Annotated in this window: 22 protein-coding genes and 1 tRNA gene; 3 read left to right on the top strand and 20 right to left on the bottom strand. The window is 29.4% G+C overall.

The genetic code is table 11. The features are described 5' to 3' along the window. Positions 1-266: 266 nt before the first annotated feature. From rplS to BDU_RS03455, 9 genes are all read right to left on the bottom strand, one after another. Entirely contained in the window at positions 267-632 is a 366-nt protein-coding gene (gene rplS, locus BDU_RS03495) for a 50S ribosomal protein L19 (RefSeq protein WP_041177743.1), read from the bottom strand. After that, entirely contained in the window at positions 610-1,332 is a 723-nt protein-coding gene (gene trmD / locus BDU_RS03490; protein ID WP_012538438.1) for a tRNA (guanosine(37)-N1)-methyltransferase TrmD, read from the bottom strand. Before trmD ends, rplS begins: the two co-directional genes overlap by 23 nt. Continuing rightward, positions 1,329-1,829 (bottom strand): ribosome maturation factor RimM, encoded by a 501-nt coding sequence (rimM, locus tag BDU_RS03485; protein ID WP_012538437.1) that lies wholly within the window; start codon positions 1,827-1,829, stop codon positions 1,329-1,331. Before rimM ends, trmD begins: the two co-directional genes overlap by 4 nt. A 3-nt stretch (positions 1,830-1,832) precedes the next feature. Beyond that, on the bottom strand, positions 1,833-2,081 hold the full coding sequence (locus BDU_RS03480) for a KH domain-containing protein (protein ID WP_012538436.1): 249 nt from the start codon (positions 2,079-2,081) through the stop codon (positions 1,833-1,835). A gap of 9 nt (positions 2,082-2,090) precedes the next feature. Then, on the bottom strand, positions 2,091-2,342 hold the full coding sequence (rpsP, locus tag BDU_RS03475; RefSeq protein WP_012538435.1) for a 30S ribosomal protein S16: 252 nt from the start codon (positions 2,340-2,342) through the stop codon (positions 2,091-2,093). Next, entirely contained in the window at positions 2,339-3,688 is a 1,350-nt protein-coding gene (ffh, locus tag BDU_RS03470; protein WP_012538434.1) for a signal recognition particle protein, read from the bottom strand. Before ffh ends, rpsP begins: the two co-directional genes overlap by 4 nt. Positions 3,689-3,747: 59 nt before the next feature. After that, complete coding sequence (gene badR / locus BDU_RS03465; protein ID WP_012538433.1) at positions 3,748-4,956, bottom strand: host adaptation transcriptional regulator BadR; 1,209 nt, start codon at positions 4,954-4,956, stop codon at positions 3,748-3,750. A gap of 276 nt (positions 4,957-5,232) precedes the next feature. After that, on the bottom strand, positions 5,233-7,242 hold the full coding sequence (fusA, locus tag BDU_RS03460) for an elongation factor G (protein WP_041177742.1): 2,010 nt from the start codon (positions 7,240-7,242) through the stop codon (positions 5,233-5,235). 145 nt (positions 7,243-7,387) lie between these two features. After that, positions 7,388-7,891 carry a Dps family protein gene (locus BDU_RS03455; protein ID WP_012538431.1) on the bottom strand — a complete coding sequence of 168 codons (504 nt, stop codon included), beginning with the start codon at positions 7,889-7,891 and terminating at the stop codon, positions 7,388-7,390. 69 nt (positions 7,892-7,960) lie between these two features. Between BDU_RS03455 and BDU_RS03450 the strand changes: the two genes are divergently transcribed. Together BDU_RS03450 and BDU_RS03445 are read left to right on the top strand one after the other, a co-directional pair. Beyond that, positions 7,961-8,413, top strand: a complete 453-nt coding sequence (locus BDU_RS03450) for a CAP domain-containing protein (protein WP_012538430.1) — start codon at positions 7,961-7,963, stop codon at positions 8,411-8,413. A 42-nt stretch (positions 8,414-8,455) separates the two neighbouring features. After that, a tRNA-Val gene (locus tag BDU_RS03445) sits at positions 8,456-8,529 on the top strand. Between the two features lie 135 nt (positions 8,530-8,664). Here the strand turns inward: BDU_RS03445 and mvk are convergent. The 6 genes from mvk to BDU_RS03415 are packed head-to-tail and all read right to left on the bottom strand — an operon-like array spanning position 8,665 to position 14,942. Beyond that, positions 8,665-9,558: a mevalonate kinase gene (mvk, locus tag BDU_RS03440; protein WP_012538429.1), complete on the bottom strand. Its 894-nt coding sequence runs from the start codon at positions 9,556-9,558 to the stop codon at positions 8,665-8,667. Then, on the bottom strand, positions 9,559-10,500 hold the full coding sequence (locus tag BDU_RS03435) for a GHMP family kinase ATP-binding protein (protein ID WP_012538428.1): 942 nt from the start codon (positions 10,498-10,500) through the stop codon (positions 9,559-9,561). Next, the gene (gene mvaD, locus BDU_RS03430; protein ID WP_012538427.1) at positions 10,488-11,429 is read right to left on the bottom strand and encodes a diphosphomevalonate decarboxylase; all 942 of its coding nucleotides are present in this window, start codon (positions 11,427-11,429) and stop codon (positions 10,488-10,490) included. The genes BDU_RS03435 and mvaD overlap by 13 nt, the downstream gene beginning before the upstream one ends. Before the next feature lies 1 nt (position 11,430). Continuing rightward, positions 11,431-12,681: a hydroxymethylglutaryl-CoA reductase, degradative gene (locus tag BDU_RS03425; RefSeq protein ID WP_012538426.1), complete on the bottom strand. Its 1,251-nt coding sequence runs from the start codon at positions 12,679-12,681 to the stop codon at positions 11,431-11,433. Then, positions 12,671-13,735 carry a type 2 isopentenyl-diphosphate Delta-isomerase gene (gene fni, locus BDU_RS03420; protein ID WP_041177741.1) on the bottom strand — a complete coding sequence of 355 codons (1,065 nt, stop codon included), beginning with the start codon at positions 13,733-13,735 and terminating at the stop codon, positions 12,671-12,673. Before fni ends, BDU_RS03425 begins: the two co-directional genes overlap by 11 nt. Continuing rightward, positions 13,719-14,942 (bottom strand): hydroxymethylglutaryl-CoA synthase, encoded by a 1,224-nt coding sequence (locus tag BDU_RS03415; protein ID WP_041177740.1) that lies wholly within the window; start codon positions 14,940-14,942, stop codon positions 13,719-13,721. The genes fni and BDU_RS03415 overlap by 17 nt, the downstream gene beginning before the upstream one ends. A 100-nt stretch (positions 14,943-15,042) precedes the next feature. Between BDU_RS03415 and mnmA the strand changes: the two genes are divergently transcribed. After that, positions 15,043-16,107, top strand: a complete 1,065-nt coding sequence (mnmA, locus tag BDU_RS03410) for a tRNA 2-thiouridine(34) synthase MnmA (protein WP_012538423.1) — start codon at positions 15,043-15,045, stop codon at positions 16,105-16,107. A gap of 55 nt (positions 16,108-16,162) precedes the next feature. On the opposite strand, the gene BDU_RS03405 is transcribed toward mnmA, so the two are convergent. The 5 genes from BDU_RS03405 to BDU_RS03385 form a co-directional block, all read right to left on the bottom strand. Continuing rightward, positions 16,163-18,070: a methyl-accepting chemotaxis protein gene (locus BDU_RS03405; protein WP_012538422.1), complete on the bottom strand. Its 1,908-nt coding sequence runs from the start codon at positions 18,068-18,070 to the stop codon at positions 16,163-16,165. A 29-nt stretch (positions 18,071-18,099) separates the two neighbouring features. Further along, positions 18,100-20,310, bottom strand: a complete 2,211-nt coding sequence (locus BDU_RS03400) for a methyl-accepting chemotaxis protein (RefSeq protein WP_012538421.1) — start codon at positions 20,308-20,310, stop codon at positions 18,100-18,102. 167 nt (positions 20,311-20,477) lie between these two features. Further along, positions 20,478-21,404 (bottom strand): ABC transporter permease, encoded by a 927-nt coding sequence (locus BDU_RS03395; protein WP_012538420.1) that lies wholly within the window; start codon positions 21,402-21,404, stop codon positions 20,478-20,480. Beyond that, the gene (locus tag BDU_RS03390; RefSeq protein ID WP_012538419.1) at positions 21,376-22,524 is read right to left on the bottom strand and encodes an ABC transporter permease; all 1,149 of its coding nucleotides are present in this window, start codon (positions 22,522-22,524) and stop codon (positions 21,376-21,378) included. The genes BDU_RS03395 and BDU_RS03390 overlap by 29 nt, the downstream gene beginning before the upstream one ends. Before the next feature lie 3 nt (positions 22,525-22,527). Further along, the gene (locus BDU_RS03385; protein ID WP_012538418.1) at positions 22,528-24,111 is read right to left on the bottom strand and encodes an ABC transporter ATP-binding protein; all 1,584 of its coding nucleotides are present in this window, start codon (positions 24,109-24,111) and stop codon (positions 22,528-22,530) included. Positions 24,112-24,162 lie beyond the last annotated feature (51 nt).

Genomic DNA, 24,162 nt, shown 5'->3' with positions numbered 1-24,162 from the left:
ATATAACAAAATAAAAATTTATCATTCTTAAATAAATAGAAACCCTATAACAAAGACGTATAATTAACACTAAACAAAAATTATCAAAAACAGCAAATACTTTAACAAAATAATTAAATCCAACTTTTTTTAAAAAAAATCACTCTTGAGTTCAAAAGATTTATATCTCAAAAAATACAAACCCCTCATTAACGCCAATAAACTTTATAAATTCTATTATAAAATTTCAAGAAAAATCATTATTTAAAATGAATCTAGATAGACTATCAATATTTAAGTTTCTTAACATCAAGACGTTCTTTTACTTTCATAGCAGCTTTACCAATTCTATCTCGCATATAATAAAGCTTAGCGCGTCTTACTTTTCCTCTCTTTAAAACCTGAACTTTTTCGATAATAGGTGAATGCATAGGAAAAATTTTCTCAACTCCAATTCCTGAAGAAATTTTTCTAACTAAAAAAGTTTGACCTATCCCTTTATTTTGAATAGATATAACAAGACCTTCAAAATTTTGAATTCTCTCGTTAGTTCCTTCTATGATTTTATAACTAACACGTATAGTATCTCCTACCCTAAAATCAAAACTTTCTGCTCTCTTGCCTTTAGCCTCAATTTTTCTTATCAAATCCATCATTTTTTTCTCCTCTCATTTCCAAATATTTAAGGTACAAATCAAATCTGTTTTTTTTAGTTTTTTCAACTGACTTAACAAGCCGCCACTTTTTTATCTCTTCATGATGCCCCGACAAAAGCACATCAGGAACTTTCAAATTCCTAAATTCATAAGGCCTAGTATAATGAGGATATTCAAGCAACCCACACTCAAAACTAAAAGATTCCTCACACAAAGAATTAGGATTTATTACACCATCTAATAATCTATATACACTATCTATTATAACAAGAGCTGCAACTTCACCTGAAGACAACACATAATCTCCAACTGAAATTTCAAGATCAACATACAAATCAATTACACGCTGATCAAGCCCTTCATATCTCCCACAAATTATAACAAGTTCATCCTTCTTTGACAAGTCATAAGCCAATTTTTGAGTATACTTAAGTCCAGACGGGCTCACAAATATCGTAGTCTTTGAATTTGCATTTACATATTCAAGAGCATCAACAATAGGTTGTACTTTCAAAACCATACCTGCACCCCCACCATAAGGAACATCGTCACATCTTTTGTGTTTATCTTTAGAAAAATCACGAATAGATATGACTTCATAACTTATGATACCCTTATCTACAACCTTTTTCATTATTGAATTTTCAAAAAATGGAGTAATGATTGAAGGAAATAACGAGAGAATTGTAATTTTCATTGTAAGAGCTCTAATACCTTAAGCTCAATAGTTTTAAGTTCCCTATTAATATCTCCAAGATAAACATCTAAAAAAGGAACAAAAAATAATCTATCCCCAACCTTAATTTCAAGAAGAACTGATTTTGAACATTCAAAAAAAGATACAACAATTCCTAATTCTACTCCATCATTAACTACTCTATATCCAATAAGCTTACCAAAATAATATTCATCTTGTTCTAATTTAGATGCAAGTTCATCACTTACCCATAATTCAAAACCAATCAAATTTTTAATGGGCTCAGGCGCATTAAATTCCCTAAACTTTAGTAATAACGAATTATTCCTTAAAGATACGTCTTCAACTGTAACTTCAACTGAACAACAAAATTTTTTTTTTAAAACTAATTTACTGTTTTTTAAACAAAAAAAATCACTAAAACCATTGGATATGCTTTTAATCTTAGCATATCCATTAATCCCATAAGACGACAATATTATGCCTTTTACAAACATAAATTAGTCCAAAATTTCTAACTGAACTCTCCTATTTGTTTTTGCAGCACAAGCACTAAGAAGCGTCCTAATAGCCCTTGCAATGCGACCTCTTCTTCCAATTATTTTTCCAACATCATTTGCAGAAACTCTTAATTCCAAAATAGTTGATTTCTCACCTTCAACTACATTCAATTTAACCTCATCTTTTTTATCCACAAGAGATTTTACTACAAATTCTATAAGTTCAATTTCATTACCGTACTCTTTCATTAGTTCCTCCTAATTATCAACTTTAAAATTACTTTTATTTAAAATCCTCTTAACAGTATCACTTGGAATAGCACCTTTGTCTACCCATTCTTGAAATTTATTCTTATTTATTTTGACTTGATTTTGCCTTTCAACAGGATGATAATACCCAAGCTCCTCAATAGCTCGTCCATCTCTAGGCGAAGAAGAATCCATTACTACAATTCGATAATAAGGCCTCTTTTTTGCCCCCATCCTTTTTAATCTTATTCTAACACTCAATCTACCATGCCTCCTTTACCTCCAAAAAGAGATGCTATCTTGTTTTGAAAGCTCTTATTTTTCATTTTTTTAAGCATTAAAACTGTTTGACTAAATTTTTTAATAAGTTTATTAACTTCAAAAATTGTTGTCCCACTTCCTAAAGCTATTCTTTTCTTCCTTGAAGGACTATTTAAAATGACAGGATTGCGTCTTTCTCTTTGGGTCATAGAAAGAATAATTGCCTCTTCCCTTTTCAGTTCTCTCTCATTAACATTACGACTCAGCATTTCTGATGACACACCAGGAAGCATCCCCATCAAAGTAGAAACCCCACCCATATTACGCATATATTTAAATTGATTTAAATAATCTTCAAAATTAAAGTTAGCTTTTCTAACTTTCTCTTCAAGTTTTAAAGCCTCTTCCTTATCTATAATACTCTGAGCTTTCTCTACAAGAGTAACAACATCTCCCATACCAAGAATTCGTGAAGAAACTCTATCTGGATAAAAAACATCAAGATCTTCGGGTTTCTCCCCAACCCCAACAAACTTAATAGGAACTCCACAAATAGTCTTAAGCGAGAGTATTGCACCACCCCTAGCATCAGAATCAAATTTCGTAAAAATTACACCCGTAATCCCTACACTCTCATTAAATTTTTTTGCAATATTTACAGCAACCTGACCTGTCATTGCATCTGCAACTAATATTGTCTCTGTAGGAACCACAATATTTTTAATATCTATTATTTCTCTCAACAATAAATCTTCAACTTCAAGACGTCCTCTAGTATCTATTATCACAGTATCGAAAAGCTCTGCTCTAGCATATTCAATAGATTTTTTTACAACTTTAATAGGACTATCTTCATTCTCAAGAGCAAAAACAGAAATATTAATTTGTGAACCTAAAACCTTCAATTGCTCAATTGCTGCGGCCCTAAATGTATCTGCAGCAACAAGAAGAACTTTACGATTTTCCGATTTAAGCCGCATAGCAAGCTTTGCACACGTTGTAGTCTTACCAGAACCTTGAAGACCCAGCATTAAAATACAAGACAATTTATTAATAGGATTTAAAATAAGCTCAGAATGTTTATCTCCCAAAAAATTTACAAGCTTATCATTAACAATTTTAATAAAGTGAGACTTAGGATCAACACCTCTTAAAACCTTAATTCCTTTTGCCTCTTCTACAACAGAATTTACAAAACGCCTTACAACTCTTAAATTAACATCAGCTTCAATTAAGGTATTCTTAATAGTGTCAATTGCTGTTTCAATATTTTTTTCATTTATAACAGCTTTCCCAGAAACATACTTTATAAAGTCTTTAAAGCCTGCACTTAAATTTTCAAACACTAAAAGCTCCCCTCTTTTGCAAAAATCTTACAAAATATACAATACAAAAAAAGAAAATATTAATCAATATCTCCCCCTGTCAAATAAAATTTATTGAAAATAACACTAGAAGCAGGTCCAACAACAGATACTTCAGTATCTAGAGAACTGAGTTTTAATATTATACTTTCTTTATTTAATCTTTTTATCTCCTCTTTAAGTAAATCAAAAAAACTCTTAAGTTTAAAACTTTGACCATAAAGAACTAAATAATTAAAATCAAGAACCCTTTGAATATTAATAATAACTATTGCCAAATATTTTACTGTATCCTCCATTATTTTATGTATAAAATCATATTTATCATGAAGAGCAAAAATATCATATATTGTAACTTTTTTAAGTCTACTTTCATACTTATCATAAAGTTCAGGAATCTCTCCATTCATAAATTCTTTCGAAATCAAACGCTGCAGTGCAAAATTAGAAATCAACATATTAACACATCCCTTATTTCCACACGTAGGACAATTTTTCTCCCCTCCATAATCAATGACCATATGACTCACCATACCAGATTTATTATTAAAACCAGAATAAACATTACCATCAGACCAAATAGAAAGTTCAGCCGTATCTGTATAATCAAAAAACATAATATTATCTACATTCTTACCCATAAATTCAGCAAGAGAAAGATTTTTTACATAACTCTCAAGGTATACAGTAAGTGAAAAATATTCCTCTAATATAGCCTTAACAGGAACATCTTTCTCAATCCATGCACCATGGCTATCATTAACAATACCAGATTCCTTATCCTTAATTATCCCAGTAATACTAAAACCTAATCCAATAAACTTATCTCTTGAAAAATTATGCTTCCAAATAATTTCAATCATATGATCTTTAATTCTTTCTAATATCTCATAAGCACTAACTGGTGGTTCAAAGGAATAAGTTTCACTTATTAAAACCTCACATTTAAGATTAGCAATTCCTATCTGAAAATAATTACTTGAAATAATCACTCCCATTGAATATGCAAAATCTTTATTAATATCAAGAAGTATTTCTTTCCTTCCATGCTTCTTAATATCTGATTCTTTTGACCCAACCTCAACTAGAATATTCTCTTTTATCATATGATTAGTAAGAATAGTCACAGCTGCATTTGTCAATGATAACCTACGAGCCAAATCTGTCCTTGAATACTGCATATTTTTCAAACTAAGGAGTATCTTTTTTCTATTACCACCTCTAATTGAAACCATATTCTCACCCTGCATAAAACAACCTCCTTTATTTTTAAAATAAAAAAATATTAATAATAAGACATAATATCAAAAAATCACCTTAATATTCTAGTAGAACATTCAAAGACAAAAATAATCTTTTAATGACAAAAAATATTCTATATTTATTAATTATTAAAATAATCCAAAAAAGGTATTAAAATATAAAAACCCACGCCAATTAACTAAACAAAAAAGACAAATTCAAACATAAAATAATTTATATCATATTTTTAAAAAATAAATTTCAAGTAAAAAAATTAAAAAACATCACTCTACTTTTTCTTTAAAATATAAAAATTCCATAGTAAAAACTCCTCTACCCTTAGTAGAACTTCTAAAAATAGAAGTATACCCAAAAAGCTTCGCAAAAGCTGCCTCTGCACGTATTATTTCATAGTCATCAATATTACTAATAGAATGAATCATCCCCCCAACAGCATTTAATGTAGAGACAACATCCCCTGTATATTCAATAGGAGTCCTAATTTCTAACATCATAATAGGTTCAAGTTTAATAGGACTTGCTCTTCTGAAAAACTCATTAAATGCAAATCCAGATATTGATTCTATGGCAGATTCACTAACTTTAACTTTATCATAATTTAATGAAACAATCTTAACTGAAGTATCAATAACCGGATAACCAATAATACCACTCGAGAAAGAAGAAGTAATACCTCTGGATATAGCAGCTTTAAATAAAGGTTCAATATCACACTCAAACTCAATTTTATTTCCTTCACCTCTTGATAAGGGACTCAAAATCATTCCTATTTTTAAATTAATCTCTTTACCAGAAAACATATTAACAAATTCAAATACATCATTAACTGTTAAACTTAAACTTTCTCTATAACTTACTTGAGGTTTACCCGTATAAACATTAAGTTTAAAATCATCTCTAATACGCATAATAATAATCTCAAGATGTAATTCACCCATTCCAGATATCAATAATTGTCCTGTTTCTTTATCTTCTCTATAACTAAAAGTAGGATCCTCTTTAGCAATAATCTCAAGAACCTCTTTAAGTCTAGTATCATCAGATGCTCTCTCAGGTTCAATGGATATCAAAACAACTGGCTCTGGAAATACTAAAGATTCAAGAATAATATCATTCCCCTCTTCAACAAGAGTATCACCCGTTATAGAATATTTAAGTCCAATAACTGCTCCAATATCACCTGCCTTAACTTTATCAATCTGTTCATTCTTATTTGAAAAAACCCTAAAAATCCTTGTAAATTTTTCACGTTTATTCTTAGCAACATTAAAAACTTTTTTAGATGAATCCAGTTCTCCTGAATATACTCTAATAAAATAAAGATGGGCAGCAATTGCACTAAAATATTGAACCTTAAACACAAGTGCAGACAATTTTTTCTCTTCTCTAGGATCAAGTAACATATTTCTATTTGTTTTTAAAGAATAAGCATTAATTTTTTTTTCAAAAGGATTTGGAAGATAATCTACAATAGCATCTATTAAAGGTTCTATACCAATATTTTTAAGACTAGTACCCATCAAAACAGGAATAACAAGACCCTCAATGGTACATCTTCGAATTTCTTCAATTATAACAGAATCATCAACAACAGAATATTCAAGAAAAAGTTCAGTAATCTTTTCACTAAAATTACTAAGAGAATTTATTAACTTTTCCCTAAAGATCTCAACATTCTCAACAAATTCTTCACGAACCACATCCTCAATAACAACAGGTTTACCATCTCTAAATTCAAAATGTAATTCTTTATTACGAATGATATCTATAACGCCTTCAAATGAACTCTCACTTCCAATTGGAATTTGCAAAATAACTGGAACTATCCCAAACTTATTTTCTATATCCTCAATGACTTTAAAAAAATTAGCTCCTACACGATCCATTTTATTAACATAAGCAAGCCTTGGAATACCATACTTTGATGCCTGTTTCCAAACTGTTTCAGTTTGTGCTTGAATTCCATCAACAGCACTAAATACTACAATACCTCCATCAAGAACACGAAGCGACCTCTCAACTTCAGCCGTAAAATCAACATGTCCAGGAGTATCAATAATATTTATTTGATAATTTTTCCAATAACAAGTAATAGCAGCAGAACTAATTGTAATACCTCTGTCTTGTTCTTGAGTCATCCAATCAGTAACAGTATTTCCAGAATCAACATCACCTATCTTATGAGTTTTACCAGTATAATATATAATTCTCTCTGTAGTAGTAGTTTTTCCAGCATCAATATGTGCCATAATTCCAATGTTCCTAATTTCCATAAAGCCCTCAAACACTAAAAAGCTATAGATCGTGCTATAGCTTTATTCAATTAAATAATAATTTAACGACTAACTAAGACATACAAAAATAATTATTAAAAATTATTCTCATCATAACATATGATCAATGTCTTTAAGTACAATGTTATTCATTATTACATACACATGCACAACCATTCAATAAAGACTTATGCATCCATAAATATTTTTCAAAAGAAACAATAATATCATCTAAAATATTAGCTGTCCCATAATCAGATGTACAATCAATAAAACATCTTGTTTTAGACATATTCTTAATAATATCACCTAAATTACAAATAATACTTTTAATTGAAGGTATCAAACTTGAACTTACATCTAAACTAATTTCTTTAATAAACGACTTCTTCATAAATTCAGAACATCTAAATTCAGAATCATATCCAAGTCCTCTAGATCGCTCAGCTATGATATCAATAACCTCTGCAACATAATCATAAAGTTTTTCTGTTTCTTTATGTATCACAAAAAAATTAATATCTTTAATATTCCAATGAATACCTCTTAAATTAGCATAAAAAATATGTAAGCCCGCTAACAACTCCTGAAGTGCTAAATGAATTTTATCTGAATTTTCTTTTTCTAAATGACCTAAATGATTTTCCAAATTATCCTCCTATTTTATATAATTACATATATGTTATAATTATATCATTTTAGTATAAGTAGGTTTATTATGCAAAAAAAAATTCCTATCATTATTTTATTCCTCACAAGTCAATGCGCACTAATGGGCACCAATAAAGACTTAGCTTTTCTTTACTCAGATATTCATAAATTAAGAGATAATTTAAATTTAAAAAAATTAGAGATAGATCAAACCCTTGAAATTGTAGCAAAAGAATATGCAATAAATTTAGATAAAAATGACGTATTAACACATACACTATTTGGAACAACTCCAATGCAACGAGTAAGCAAATATGATAAAAATTTTTGCAGAATAAGAGAAATTTTAGCAGCAAAAATGGAAGTTCAAGATGTAACGGATGCATGGCTTCAAAGTCCAAAACACAAAGAAGCCCTAATAAATAAGGATACAAGCAAAATAGGTGGATATGTATTACGCACAAAAGATAATAAAAATATATTTGTGGTTCTTTTTGGAGAAAAATGTAAAAAAATTTGACATAAATCAAGTTTATCTTATATAATTTCTATTGATACTAAAGGGTTTATAGCTCAGGTGGTCAGAGCGCCTGCCTTACAAGCAGGACGTCGGGGGTTCGAATCCCTCTGGACCCAAAATTATTATGTTAATCCCCTTAATTTAATTTTAAGTATGATGTTTAGGTATTTTATCGATTAAAATCAGAATTTTTAGTTAAATGGCTTATAGAAATCATTTAGTTAACAACGCCACATCTTAAATCATAAAAGCTAAAACCTAAATAAGTGAAGTTTAAAAATTAAATTAATATTATTTTCCTTTAAATCCTTATCCAATTTCTCTAAACAAAACACGGCTTCATTTTTATCTTTAAAAAGCAAAATAAAAGCCCCTCCTCTACCAGCACCACTCAATTTTCCAGCAATAGCCTTAAATTCTCTGCCCCTCGCTATTATATAATCAAGTATATTTGAAGACAATTCTAAAGAATTTAAATATTTGTTGGCAATATTAATATTATTTGCCAACAAATCAATATCTCGCTTATTAAAAGCAGCATAAGAATCCTCAACAATATAACCAAGCCTTTCAATAATATCAAATTGGTTATTCTCAACAGAAATTTTATAATTTAAATCAGATATTATTTTACTTGTTTCACATTCCCTTTTGACAGCACCAACCAAAAAATAAAAATTACAAAATTCTATTTTTTTATAACTGAAAATACCATTTTTATTCTCCAGATAAAAAGTCCCATTTAATTCAACAAGTAAAATATCCATACCAGAAGATTTGCCATGAAAAATGTTTTCAATTTTTCTTGCCAATACAATCTTATCATAAGCATTATATTCATCATGACTTACAATATATTCAGCAAAACATAAACTAAGACTGGCAGAAGAACCAAATCCCAAGCCAACTGGAATTTGAGAAAATATTAAAAATTCAATAGGTCTAACTTTACTAAAGTTTCTATTAATAAAGGATATTATTTCATCTATTTTTAAAGAAGGCTCCCCAAAATATCTCCAATCAGTAGAAAAAGTATAAACTAAATACATATAAAAAGGTATCGTAGCACCAATTACTGGAAATCCATAAACAGCACTATGTTCACCTAAAAATAATATTTTGGAAGATTTTTTTATTATAAACATCTAATGAAATTTAACACCAGCTAAATCTAGATTTATAGGTTCAATATCAAATTGTTTAAAAACTTCAAAATTTGGATTATAAACTAAAAAAGTTTCATTCCCAGCACCCAAAGCCTTAATCAGAGTACATTCATCTTTAAGATAAGAAAGATTTAAAGGTAATTCAGCAGAAATTCCTATTCTTTTTCCAATTTCTAATCCTATATTTCTTGCCAACTTTAAACTAGACAGTAAACAATTAGCAGAATTACTAACATTTAAAATAATATTTTCCATTACAATATTAACATCTCTCATAAAACTCAATAACGAATCTCTATATCCATTATATCTAATGATAGCATTAGTAGTCTTAATGGGACCTGGACCTTTCATTAGATAAAAATTATCAAAACATATTTTATCCAAAAGCTCATATTTCGGGGAATTGCCTCCCTTAAACATAACAACACCTCCAAAAAGACTGGTAGCAATATCATACCCACTACCCATACCTCCTTGAGCATATCTGTAAGCTTCAAGGCAATACATAAAAATTTTATCTTTAATAAAATTTTTATTACCATTTAAAATTAAATAAATTCCATATACAATCCCAACAGCAACAACAGCACTCGAACCAAATCCTTTCTTAACACCACTATCCAAAAAAAAATTACTTGTATCAACATAAACATCAAAAGGAAAAGCTTCTAGATTATTAAAATAGCAATACTTTAAATAGCTAAACATTTTAAAAATAAAATCATCATTACTGTCTATTAAAGTAAAATTATCAATTTTAGTTCTTTTAGAAAAAAAACGCCATTTATCACTTTGTTTAAAAGAAAAATAAGCTCTCTCGTCAATTGCAATTGCAAGACCAAAACCATTTTCTTCTAAAATCGAATATTCACCCATTAAAAGCAAATTACCAGGCACTGAAAAATTTATCGTATCCATTCCAAACCACTTCCAATCCCTGAAACAACAAAATCAACATCTTTAAAATTTTTAGTAAGTTTGGGCAAAATCAAATTCAAATCTTTCTTTAAACACAATATCTTAACTTGTGGCCCAGCATCCATAGTTTCAAAAACAGAAAAACCTTCTCTTCTCAACTCAGCCACATATTTTATCAAATTTATAGTACTATCTTTGAAATAAATAATAGAAGATGATAACATTAAAGCAAACATACACTGATAACTTTTGATCACTCTCAAACCAAATTTATTAAAATCTCCTATTAAAAAAAAATATAAAGCTTCCTTAAAGATATTTTGACTAGATTTAATCCAAGCATCCCAATAAAACCTTTCTTGCTTACAAAGCTCCATGGCAGTTCTTGAAGAAATTTCTTTTTCTTGCCCATCAACTATAGCAAATATAATGCATAACTCATTAAAACAATTGTAATTATTACATTGAAATGCATTTAAAGCTCCTTCCTTTAAAAAAGTAAATCCACCATAAATAGCTCTTGAAGCTGAAGCTGAACCTATTCTTGCAAGCTCTGAGGCTTTTTGATAAGAAAACTGATCAAAATATTTTAAAATACAAGCAGCAATAGACGCAAAACCAGAACTTGAACTTGCAAGTCCTGCTGATGTTGGAAAATTATTTTCACTAACTATCTTAAATCCAATATCTAATTTATTTAATATTTTTCTTGCATAATTGAAAAATTTTTTTTCTCTATCTTGTAAAACAACAGATTTTGAATTCAGAATTATTTCATCTCTAGATGACAATACAAGTTCAGTTATAGAATAAAATTTATCAACGCTAACAGCAATACTCGAAGTAGCAGGAGTATTTAAAAATCTATCTCTCTTTCCCCAATATTTAATTAAAGCCAGACTAGGATTCACCTTACATTTAACTTTCACACTAAGCTCTCAAATCATTTAAAAATTTCAATGCAAAATCAATAGAATAAATTCCATTTTCATTCATATTCAATAATATCTTTTCTCTCTCATCACTAGACACATTATAATCTCTTTCAAGAAGATATAAAATCTTATTAACATGCAATCTCATATGTCCCCTTTGAATTCCATCAAAAGCAAGTGCCCTTAAAGCTGCAAAATTGCTTGAAAGTCCAACACAAGCAAGAATCCCCATAAACTCCTTTTTGCAATCAATACCCATAATTTTAAAGCTTAACATAGATGCCTCATGAGAACCAACTGAACCTCCTTTAACTCCAACTTGTAAAGGTAATTCTATTTCTCCCACCAAATTTTCATCAAAAACATAAAATTTACTAAGAGGTAAGTATCTACCACTTCTTGAGGCAAATTTATGTATGCTTGCCTCAAGAGCCCTTGTATCATTAAGTGTAGCGACACATAAACCTGTTATACCATTCATAATACCTTTATTATTAGTAATAGCACGCTCTTCTTCAAAAAATCCTATCTTTGAAATAAGAGAAATATTATGCGCTAAAGTCAAAGATTCTTCATTATTCTTAAGCAAATTATTAATATTTAACTTAAAATTGGCCTTTACCGAAAAATCATTAGAATCATTACTCAAAATTTTCAATACACATTTATACCCAAATTCTAAATTAATATTATGGGCCACTTTTTCAGCCACTGAATTTAATAAATTTGAACCCATAACATCACAAACATCTATGTAAATATTTAATTTTTGAATACCAATCTCTCCAATAAATTTAGTAGAAAGTCTTCTAAAACCTCCACCCCTAAGTTCCATGTTTTTTAAGAGAGATTTAGACCAAAGATCTATTTTTTCATGAAGACCAAGAAGAATATCACTTAAATCTTTATCTGTGCTTATATAAACTTGAGCAATACCTAATACTTCGCCCACAGAATAACTTAAATTTGCAGTTTTAAGAATTTTAGCCGCAAAATTCAATGCAGCAATAACAGATGGTTCTTCCGTAGCAATAGGTACACTATAATATTTATCATTTACTTTTAAATTCTTAACAATACCAACAGGCAAAGATAGATAACCAATATAATTCTCTATCATATGAGACAAAAAATTCTCATCAATAGAATCATAAAAAAAATCATCAAAATTTAATTTTAAAAGATCCTTTATCTCTAGTTTTTTATCTAAAATACTTTTATTTCTAAAATCATCACTAAGTTTCATAACAATCTTTAAAACTCTTAATATTAAGCATCAATGGATAACTTAAAAAATATTTATTTGTTCTAAACTGTGCCAAATTCTGACTATTACTTAAAAGCATAGACATCTTTAAGACATATTCATAGTCTTTAAAAAGTTTATATAAAGCCTCTTCACCTCCCGAATAAAAAACCCTCAAAACAGCCGCTGCAACTCCTACTAATTGAGCCCCAAGAGCAATACCTTTTGCAATATCCATCCCTGTTTCATATCCTCCTGATGCAAAAATCTTATCTTTAAAAGACTCATCAATACTAAGCAATGTCAAAACCGAAGATATGCCCCAATTAGCAAAACAAGATGCAATATCTAAATTTTTTTCTTTAATACCTTCAACTAAAACCCAATTAGTACCACCACTACCAGCAAGATCAACATAAGAAACCCCAAGCTCTAACAAACTAATAACAGAATCAGGTGATATTCCAAAACCGGTTTCTTTAACAATGACCGGCAAATTGGACACAGAACAAAACTTAGCAATTGTGTCCTTAATTCCTTTAAAATTTCTCCCACCTTTAGAATTCATCAATTCTTGACCAGAATTTAAATGCAAAATTACAGCATCAACCTCCAACCTCTTATTCATTTCAATTATTTCATAAACACCAAATTCTCTTAATTGAACAACACCTATATTAGAAAATAAAGGAATATTATCAGCATATTTCTTTAATGAAAAATCTTTAATATACTCAGGATATTTAAATATAAGCTTAAAAGAACCAAGACCCATCGGAATACCAATATCATTTGCAATCTTAACAAGAGATTTATTCAATTTATTACCTTCTCTCACTCCTCCTGTCATTGATGATATAAAAATAGGCATAGCAATATCATAACCAAATAAACTCTCATGCGTATCTATCTCACAAAAATCAAGCTCACTAAGTGCATCATGTTTTACATTAACAAAATTTAAAAGATTATCACTTTTATTAACATTTTCCCTTTGTAAACAAATTTCAATTTGTTGTCTCTTATTATTTAATATATTAGGCTCGATACCCATAAATTCGATATCCATCTTCCCTAATTTCTTTCAAATAAAAACCTTGTGACTCATGTGGAATAATTTTATTTTCAAAAAAATTTCGATATTCATCAAAATTTGCATTGTGCCTTACTGAAAGTAGTTTATCAATATCCCAAGTCTTAATCACACAATGAGCATTCTCTTCAACAGTAAGTTCATAAATAACCATAATATTTCCAGACCCATAAGAACAAAAAAGTATACTCTCTCCACTAATATCTTTTTTTTGAAATACTCGCTTTAAATAAGACATTAAAGACAAAAATATTGATCCTGTATATAAATTCCCAACTTCCTTAGAAGCTTCAACAGAATCATAAAAGTCTATTGATTCTAAATAAGCATTTCTCTCAGATTCATCTTCGCTATAATATTTCTTTAAAACATAATGCATAGAATCTATAGGCATTTTTGCAAAAGGAACATGCAAAATAAATCTATACTTAGAAAATAAATCTTTAATACTCATATTTTTCTTATGCGCAAAATCGGCTAAAGCCTCTTCATTTGCCTTATTGTAACAATCAATAGAATAACGCCCCTTCACTTTAGCCTCAAGACTTCCAAATGGCCTAAAGAAATCATCAACATCATCAGTATAAACTCCAAACTCAGACAAATTAATAGATAAAACTTTTGGATTTTTCTCAATTAAAACTGCTGCAGCGCCAGCACCTTGAGTAATTTCTGCTGTAGTAAGATTATTATAATGCGCAATATCACTAGAAAATACTATTCCATATTCAGATCCATTTAAATGACTTAAAATACTTGAAGCACTATGCAAAGAAAGTGCAGTCCCTGCACAAGCATGCTGAGCTTGAAAAGTTAAAAAATTATTCTCTAAATTAATCCCAGCCAACTTTAAAGCCCCATAAACATACGATGATATTGATTTTGAATGATCTACTCCCGTTTCAGTTCCACCCAGAAATATTCTCATATTATTTAAATCAAGATCATTATTATCAAAAATCATTTTAACAGCAGCACTTGCCATTGTAACACTGTCTTCATTAGTACCTGTGAACCTAAATGCCTTCTGAAGAGTCGCATCAATGGCTCTATTAAATTTAGCAAAAAAATTTTCATCAGAACTGTACAATGAATTATCTAAAAGAACACGAAAATCTAAACAATTTAAAGGCAAAAAAACTCTAATATCACTAATACCAACTTTCATCAATTGTCCTCCAATTTAAAAAATGATTACCAAGTAATTTATACTATAGATCATAAAAATATCAAAGTTCAATATGATATGCTAAGAGGAGAAATAAATTATGAAAATAGCAATACTTCTATCCGGTGGAGTAGACAGCTCCGTAGCTCTTTATACAATGATACAAAAAGGATATAAGAATATAAAATGTTATTATCTAAAAATTTGGCTTGAGGACGAACTTTCCTATATAGGAGAATGTCCTTGGAAAGAAGATATAACTTACGTAGATTCTGTATGTAAAAAATTCAATGTACCGTATGAAATTATTAATTTACAAGAAGAATACTACAATAGAGTAGTAACTTATGCCATTGAAGAATTAAAAATGGGAAATACACCAAGCCCAGATATATTTTGTAATCAAAGAATTAAATTTGGTGCATTTTTTGAAAAAATAAATGAAAAATATGATTTAATTGTAACAGGCCACTATGCCAAAATAGAAAATAAAAATAATTCCTATACATTAAAACAAGCAAAAGACAAAATAAAAGATCAAAGTTACTTTCTCTCTCATCTCTCTAAAAAACAAATATCCAAATTACATTTTCCATTGGGTGATTTATTAAAAAGTGAAATAAGACAAATAGCACATGAAATAGATCTACCAAATAAAAATAGAAAAGATAGCCAAGGAATTTGTTTCCTTGGAAAAATCAAATATAACGAATTTATAAAATATCATTTAGGAGAACTTAAAGGTAATATAATTGAACAAGAGACTGGAAAAATACTTGGAACACATAATGGATATTGGTTTTTCACAATTGGACAAAGAAAAGGTATTAAACTTAGTCACGGACCATGGTTTGTAACAGAAAAAGATATCCAAAATAATATCATTTATATTTCAAACAGTACAAATTATCTCAAACAAGGTAAAGAACAATTTTTAGTTCACAAAACAAATTGGATCAATAAACCACTAAAAAATGACAACTTAAGCGCCAAAATAAGACATGGAGAAAAAAAAATAAAATGCAAAATAGAAACACTAAAAGATGAAATTATAAGGGTTAACCTAGAAGAAAAAGACTATGGAATTTCACCAGGCCAATTTTGCATCTTTTATAAAGAAGATGAATGCCTTGGTGGAGCCAAAATCCTTAAAACATTAATATAGAAAGATATATTTTAATATCAAATTAAACCTATAGTAATCATTTATTTCTATAGGTTTATTGATCAATCTTAAAATAATCAACAGAATCTTTTAAATGTTTAACACTCTCTAACATTCTTTCCGACATTGCTGAAAGATTTTCACTACTTGATGCTGTTGTTTGAACCAATTGACTAACTTGTTCTATTGCATTTTTAAATTGTACAATTTGATTACTCTGATTAGAACTTTCACGAGTAATATTTTTAACAAGCCCAGCAGTTTCTTCCATTCCAGGAACGATTTGCTTAAAGTTATTACCTGCTTTACTTGCAATAGTTAAACTCTTATTTGCAATATCAATAATTTCTCTAGCAGACTCCTTACTTTGATCAGCAAGCTTTCTTACTTCAGCAGCAACAACTTCAAATCCCTTACCCTTATCTCCAACTCTAGCGGCTTCAATAGAAGCATTTAAAGCAAGTAAATTAGTTTGTCTTGTTATCTCATCAATAATACTTATTTTATCTGTAATAATTTCCATAGCTTGAATGGCTTTAGTAACAGACTGATATCCTTCCTTAGTTTTCTCATTGGTATTAACAGCAATACTCTCGGTAGTAGATGCATTATAGGTATTCTCAGTAACACCTTGCGATATTTGTTCAATATTTGCTGTCATTTCCTCCAATGTAGAAGCTTGTTCAACCGCACCAGAACTTAAATTCTGACTTGCATTCGCTATTTGAATTGCATTTTCATAAAGATAATCAAGATTCTCATTAATTATTTTAGCAATAGACGAAAAATTCTCTCTCAAAAGTCCCAAATCATCATATAATTCATGAATTTCTTCAGTATCCCACCTTAAAGAATGACTTGTAATTGTAAAATCTCCAGAAGCAAGTTTTTCAGAATAACTTAAAATTCCATTTAAAGCAGAACTAAGCCTACCTACAAGATAAATAGTAACAAAACCAAGAACAATTAAAGTAATTACAAAGCCTATACTCAAAATGAAAGTAGTAAGCTTAGACATATAATAAAAATCTCCCCTATTAGCTCTCAAATATACTATAAATGAAACACCAGACAATTTACATTTTATCCTTTGAGCAAATCCAATATACTCGTCGTCAAGAGGATCAACATAACGACCAAAACTAATTTCTTTATTTTTTTGTATTAAATCTTCATAACAATTCTTAAATACACGCTCATAATAAGTATTAGACTTCACAAAATTATTACCAGGAGACCACTTATGATGAATAAGAAACGAACCTGTCTCATCAAATACCATAGCACGACCACTATTTAATGTTCCAAAACGAATACCTTTAAACGAATTATAGAGATAATCAAAAGCATAAAAGATCATAAAATATCCAAAAATATCATTGGTAACATCATCTCTTAAAGGAACACCTATCAATAAATAAGGAATTTGTCCTGATTCATTTTTCATTTGAGAAATATCTTTCATTAAAACTTCTTCAATCGAGCCAGAATCCGCCAATAAAACAGAAGAATTATACATATAACTAGCAGTTTGCAATTTAATAAAATATTCTTTATCTGCAACAGAAACACCATAATCACTATTATCTTTAACAGCAGTAGTAAATATTATTTTACCTAACTTATCGGTTATCATTAAGTTACTACCCCTACCTGTTTTAACTAAAATCTCAATTTGATCTAAAATAGCCTCTATTCTTTTGGGTTTACTTCTAGCAATAGATTCAAACCTTTCTACAGAATCTAAATACATCGAATTAACTTTTACCCGCTCCTCCATTGAATACAAATAACTAGTTAGTGAATTTTTAACATTGCCAATAAGATTTTGCATAAGATCCAATTGTTGCGCTACCAAACTTGAATTAATTAACATTCCAAATCCAATAAATAATACAGAAATAAAAATTGATATAAGCATACTAACAATAAGTAATATCCTAACTCTTAGCTTCAGTTTCATATAACAACTACCCCTTATAAAAATAAGTTTTAAAAATCTGAAAAATCATCATCAAAATCTAAATCCTTATCAACAACATCAATAGCTTTCTTAGGATCTACCCTTTTATTAATAGACTTATAATTCATACTTAAATCATCACGCACACCATTTGCTTTATTGCCTATAACTGAACTAGTCTTAACATTTATAGGAGCAAAATTTTCATTCATCAAATCATCATCAACTTCAAATTTACCAGAATCATCAGTCTTGAAAAAAGATATTACTTCTCTAAGTTCTTTAGCTTTCTCAAGCATCCTATCAGCCATACTTGAAAGCTCCTCACTGCTTGATGCAGAAGCTTGTACTACCTCACCAACCTGATCAAGAGCCACCTTAAACTGCATAATTTGTTCATTCTGTTTATAACTGCCTTCAGAAATTTTCTTCACAAGATCAGTAGTCTTTTCTATATCAGGCAACATATCTCGAAATATCATCCCCGCCTCCGTTGCTAGTCTAGAATTTTCTTCAACTAATTCACCAATTTCAAGAGCAGATTCTTTACTAAGATCAGCAAGCTTTCTAATCTCACTTGCTACAACAGCAAATCCTTTACCTTCCTCTCCAGCCCTTGCAGCCTCAATTGCTGCATTTAAAGCAAGCAAGTTAGTCTTTCTAGCTATCTCTTCAATAACACTAACCTTCTCAACAATAGATTGCATAGCCACAACAGATTCTTCAACAGCCTCACCACCTACGTGGGCATTTTGATTAGTAACTAAAGCTATTCTTTCTGTCTCCTGGGAACTATCAGCGCTCATCTTAACCCCATCTGATATTTGTTCTATATTAGCTGACATCTCTTCAAGTGTTGAAGCCTGTTGCAATGCACTAGAACTTAAACCTTGACTTGAATTTGCAACTTCAATACTTGCCTTATTAACATAATCAATATTTTTAAGAACACTTGTAACAGCATCCGCAATGGCATTTTTCATTTTGATTATTTGCACACCCAGCAAACTAAGTTCATCATAATATCCATCATCAGCAATAATACAAGTTTTATCTAAATTTCCTTTAAGCATTCTTTTTACTAAATTAATAAACACATTTAATCTAAAAACAATAATTGACTCTATTCTTACCGAAAGAATGATAATCAATATAATAAGTCCTAAAATAGAACACGCAATAAATTTAAAGGCCAAACTGTTAACAACACCGTAAATATCTTCATAAGGAATTCTAGCAAGAAGAACCCCACTATTAGTTCCAAGTTCACTGCTAATAGGTAAAATAGCATAATAATTATACAATCCCATCTCTGGCAAAAAAGCTCTTTGAATTTCATAAACTGATGTTTCAGTCGCAACTTCGGCTTTTCTAGGAGGATGAGTTAACGTACTCTTTAAAAGACTAATAAAAGAATCACTGACTTTAAAACCCTCATCATACTCTATTAGAGGATTCACAAGATAATTTTGTGAATCAAAATAAGCTAAATTTCCTCTATTATAAAATCCAAACCTAGATCTATCTAATTGCTCTCTTATACAATCATCAAGTAAATAACCTACTAAATAGCCAAGAAACACCTTATCTTCTGCCGAATGTACAGGAACAACTATAGCAGAAGCCTTTTTATCCTTATAGTAAGACCTAACAGCAACTTCTCCTGCTATACCCTCATTAAGAGAAGTATACCAACCAACAAAATCTAATTTATCTTTATTATAACCTTCAACAGCTCTTTTAAAATACTCTGTATGTGACTCAGATTGCGCAAAATCTGAATTATTCTCATATCTTGTAGTGACAATTATATTACCTTCGAAATCAAGAAATGCAAAATCTTCATAAAAAGTATCAAGTTTTAAATCCCACAATATATTGTACAAACGACTACGATATTTTTTATCAAACTTTACAGTATCAAGAACTATTTTAGAATTTTCTCTAAACCTATCTATTTCCATCTCTGAAAACATACGTCCACCATTCTTAACTACTGAATATTCATCCATAGTCTCAAGAGCCAAATTAGAACTAGCACCATCAATTATAATATAAAATGTATCTAATAAAGATTGTACAGAAAAAGCAGCTCGTCTTACTTGAGCTCTTGTTAATTGCTTATAATAACGTTCTAAATAATTACCCAAAATAAACTTAAAAATCAAAGAAAAAAACAATATTACCAACAACAAGCATAAGAATAAATATCCAACAAATTTGTACTTAACTTTTAACATAAAACTACCTCGTAAATTAATCCTTCAGTCAATTAATTTAACAAACAACAAACTTACAAATATAAGAATAAATAGACACTCCTAATATACTCTATATCAAAAAACATAATTCATAAACAAATCTTACACCAATTCCAACTGTATATTAAAAAAAATCAGAATAAAAATCAATCTTCTCGACAAGGTAAACCCAGAGCTTGAGGAGCATAATTATTGTTTGCAAAAAACACAAGACTTAAAATTACAACAATATACGGTAAAATAATTAATATTTTAAGAGGAATAACTACAGAAAAAAAAGAAATTTGAGATGTCATAACAACTAGAGTCCTTATAAAAGAAAATAAAAAACTACCCATTAAAATTCCAAAAGGTTGCCAATTTCCAAAAATCACCATAACAATAGCAATAAAACCTTGCCCACCAACAATTCCCTGCATATAACTTGAAGCAATGACAGTCGATAGAACTGCCCCAGCAACCCCTGCAAATAAACCACTAAATAAAACACAAAAAAATCTAATCATAACAACATTAACTCCAAGAGATTTTAAAACCTCTGGAGCCTCACCACTAGCCTTAATTCTAAGTCCAATCTTAGTATATTTAAACATTATATAAAAAACAATGACACACATTATTGCAATATATAGTGAATATCTTTTTCCAAAAATTTGAAATATAATAGAATTCTTATCCAAAACCCCATCAAAAAGTATGGGTAACTTAACATCTATTGGAGGGGTTGATGAAGAACCAAAAATCAAAGTCCCAAATAACATAGCAATAGACGGCCCTAAAAAGTTAATAGCCATTCCAGTTATTACCTGATCTGATTTAAGAAAAATAGTGAAAATAGCATGTAAAAGTGAAAGAAGGAGACCTGATAAACCTCCAGCAAAAATTGCAAATAAAGGACTACCATAACAATATGCAATTGTAGCACCAACAAATGCACCAAGGGCCATCGTACCCTCAATGCCAACATTAACTACTCCGCTTTTCTCACTTATAAGTCCACCAAGCCCAGCCAAAATCAAAGTCTGAGAATTCACAAGAGTTTCACTAATTAGAAATATTAGTGCGTTTAACACCTTTAATTGCCTCCAAAAATATCTTTCTTAAAAAATGACTAGCAGAAATCACAATCACCACTATCCCTATCATTAAAGATACAATTGAAGAAGAAAGACCCATTAAACTTTGAACTCTGCTACTACCATAAATTAAAATTGAGAATAAAATACTTGAAAAGATTATTCCTATTGGAGAATTATTACCTATTAAAGCAACGGCTATACCATTAAAACCAGTTCCCTCCATATAAGAAAGTTTAAATATTCCCTTATTTACACCCATAACTTGTATAGCACCTGCAAGACCAGAAAGAGCACCTGCAAGAAACATAACAAACATCAAAACCTTCTTAATATCAATTCCCACACGATAAGACGCCAAAATATTACATCCTATAGAACTTATTTTAAATCCAAGCATCGTTCTATTCAATAAAACCCACATTAAAATAGCAAAAACAATGCCAATAATTATTCCAAAATTAAGAGGTGCTTTTAACAAATCATTAATAAATGGATGTTCTCCTCTATAAGCAAGTCCTTCAGATGAAAGTTTCCAAGAACCAAAAAAATCAATAAAAGCGCTTTCTCGAATTGGCTTGGATAAATCACTATCACCTTTTTTAATAACGGGTAAATCTATAATTAGATTATTTATATGAAATAAAATCCAATTAAACATTATTCCTGTAATCACTTCATTTATATTAAACTTGATTTTCAAATACCCAATTAAAACACCCAAAATTCCCGATACTAAGGATGCAAAAAATAAAACAACAATCACATGTAATAAAGGAAAAAACTCAAAAAAAATTCCACCTATTAAAGCTGCAATTGAACCAAGCATAAATTGACCCTCAACACCAATATTAAAAAGTCCAACTTTTAATGCAATGCCAATTGAAAGCCCTGTAAAAATCAAAGGCGTAGCATAACTTATAATATATCCTAAATGTTTGGGAGACAAAAAAATAACCTCTATCATTATAAAATACATTTTCAAAGGAGAATATCCAAGAACTAATACTACTAAACCAACAATTAAAATTCCTAAAAAAAATGAAAAAAAATTAATAAACATTGGAGAACTTATAAATGTTATAATGACTTCTCTAAATCTAGAATTATCAATCATAATTTAACCTGTACCCATCATCATTTTACTAATAATATTTGCATCAAAATTATCTTCCAAAACACCTATAATTTTACCATCATACATTACAGCTATTCTATCACAAACACGAATAAGTTCATCAAGTTCAAGAGATACAAGAAGAACAGTCATTCCTGCATTCCTTTGTTCAATAATTTTTTCATAAATATTTTCAATCGCACCTATATCAAGTCCTCTTGTCGGTTGCACTGCTAATAGAATCTCGGGTTTCAAATTAATCTCACGTGCAATAATTACTTTTTGTTGATTACCTCCAGATAGATTTTTAACTTTACGCAAGATATCTCTTGGCCTAATATCAAATGTAATCACAAGTTGTTCACTTATTTTCTTAAGAACAGAAAAATTAAAATTAACAAATTGCTTCTTTAGAGTATTTAAAAATTTAAACTTTATTTTACCACTTTCTATATCATTACCTTTCATTTTTAAATACTTAACATCATCAAAACTCTTAATAGCAATATTTTGTAAAATATTAAAATCTAAAATAAGTCCGTGTTTTTGCCTATCAGATGGAATATGACCTATTTTTTTATCTATTATTTGTTTAACAGTAAGACCTTTTATTGATTCAAATTTATCATCAACTTTCTTAATGATATCTCCACTAAAAATAGATCTAATGCCAATAATAGCATCAATCAACTCTTCTTGACCACTTCCTTCAACCCCAGCTATCCCAAAAATCTCACCCTCTCTAAGGTCAAAACTAATATTTTTAACTCTTAAAACACCTCGCTCATCTTTAACTTTTAAATTTTTAATTTCAAGAACATTTGTATAATTAATACTCTGTCTCCTAGACATATCAAGAAAGGTATTTTTACCTATCATCAATTTAGTAAATACTACCTCACTAGTAGTAGCAACATCAAAAGTTCCAACAACTCTCCCAAGACTCATAACTGTACATCTTTGTGCCACAGATTTTATTTCCTTTATTTTATGTGTAATAAGTATTACAGTATATCCTTCAATAGCCAATATCTTTAACACATTCATAAATTCATTTATTTCATTAGGAGTCAGTACTGCCGTAGGTTCGTCAAAAATAATAATATCTGCATTTCTATAGAGAACTTTGAGTATTTCTATTTTTTGTCTCATTCCAATGCTTAAATCTTCAACAGGCTTATCAATATCTATTTTTAAACCATGTTTTTCAGAAAGTTGAATTATTTTTTTTTTTACACGATCATAATTAACAAACCCAAATTTTGAATCTTCATATCCTAAAATAATATTTTGAACTGCGGTAAATTTAGGAATTAGCATAAAATGTTGAAACACCATACCAATACCACTACGAATAGACTCACTTGAATCTTTCAATTTAAGTTCACGCCCTCTTAAAAAAATTTGTCCGCCATCAGGTCTGTGAATTCCATAAATAATTTTCATTAAAGTGGTCTTGCCAGCACCATTCTCACCAAGAATTGCATGTATCTCTCCCTTTTTAAAATTGATACAAACATTATCATTAGCAACAAAGTCGCCATACCGTTTAGTAACTTTATCTAAAACCAATATATTTTGCATCAAAGATAACCTAAATTTTAAAGAAATTAAATAACATTATTTACACCCTAGCCA

It is taken from the genome of Borrelia duttonii Ly (assembly GCF_000019685.1).
GTDB lineage: Bacteria > Spirochaetota > Spirochaetia > Borreliales > Borreliaceae > Borrelia > Borrelia duttonii.
The sequence above is the reverse complement of the archived record's forward strand: the minus strand, read 5'-3'. Positions and strand labels throughout refer to the sequence as shown.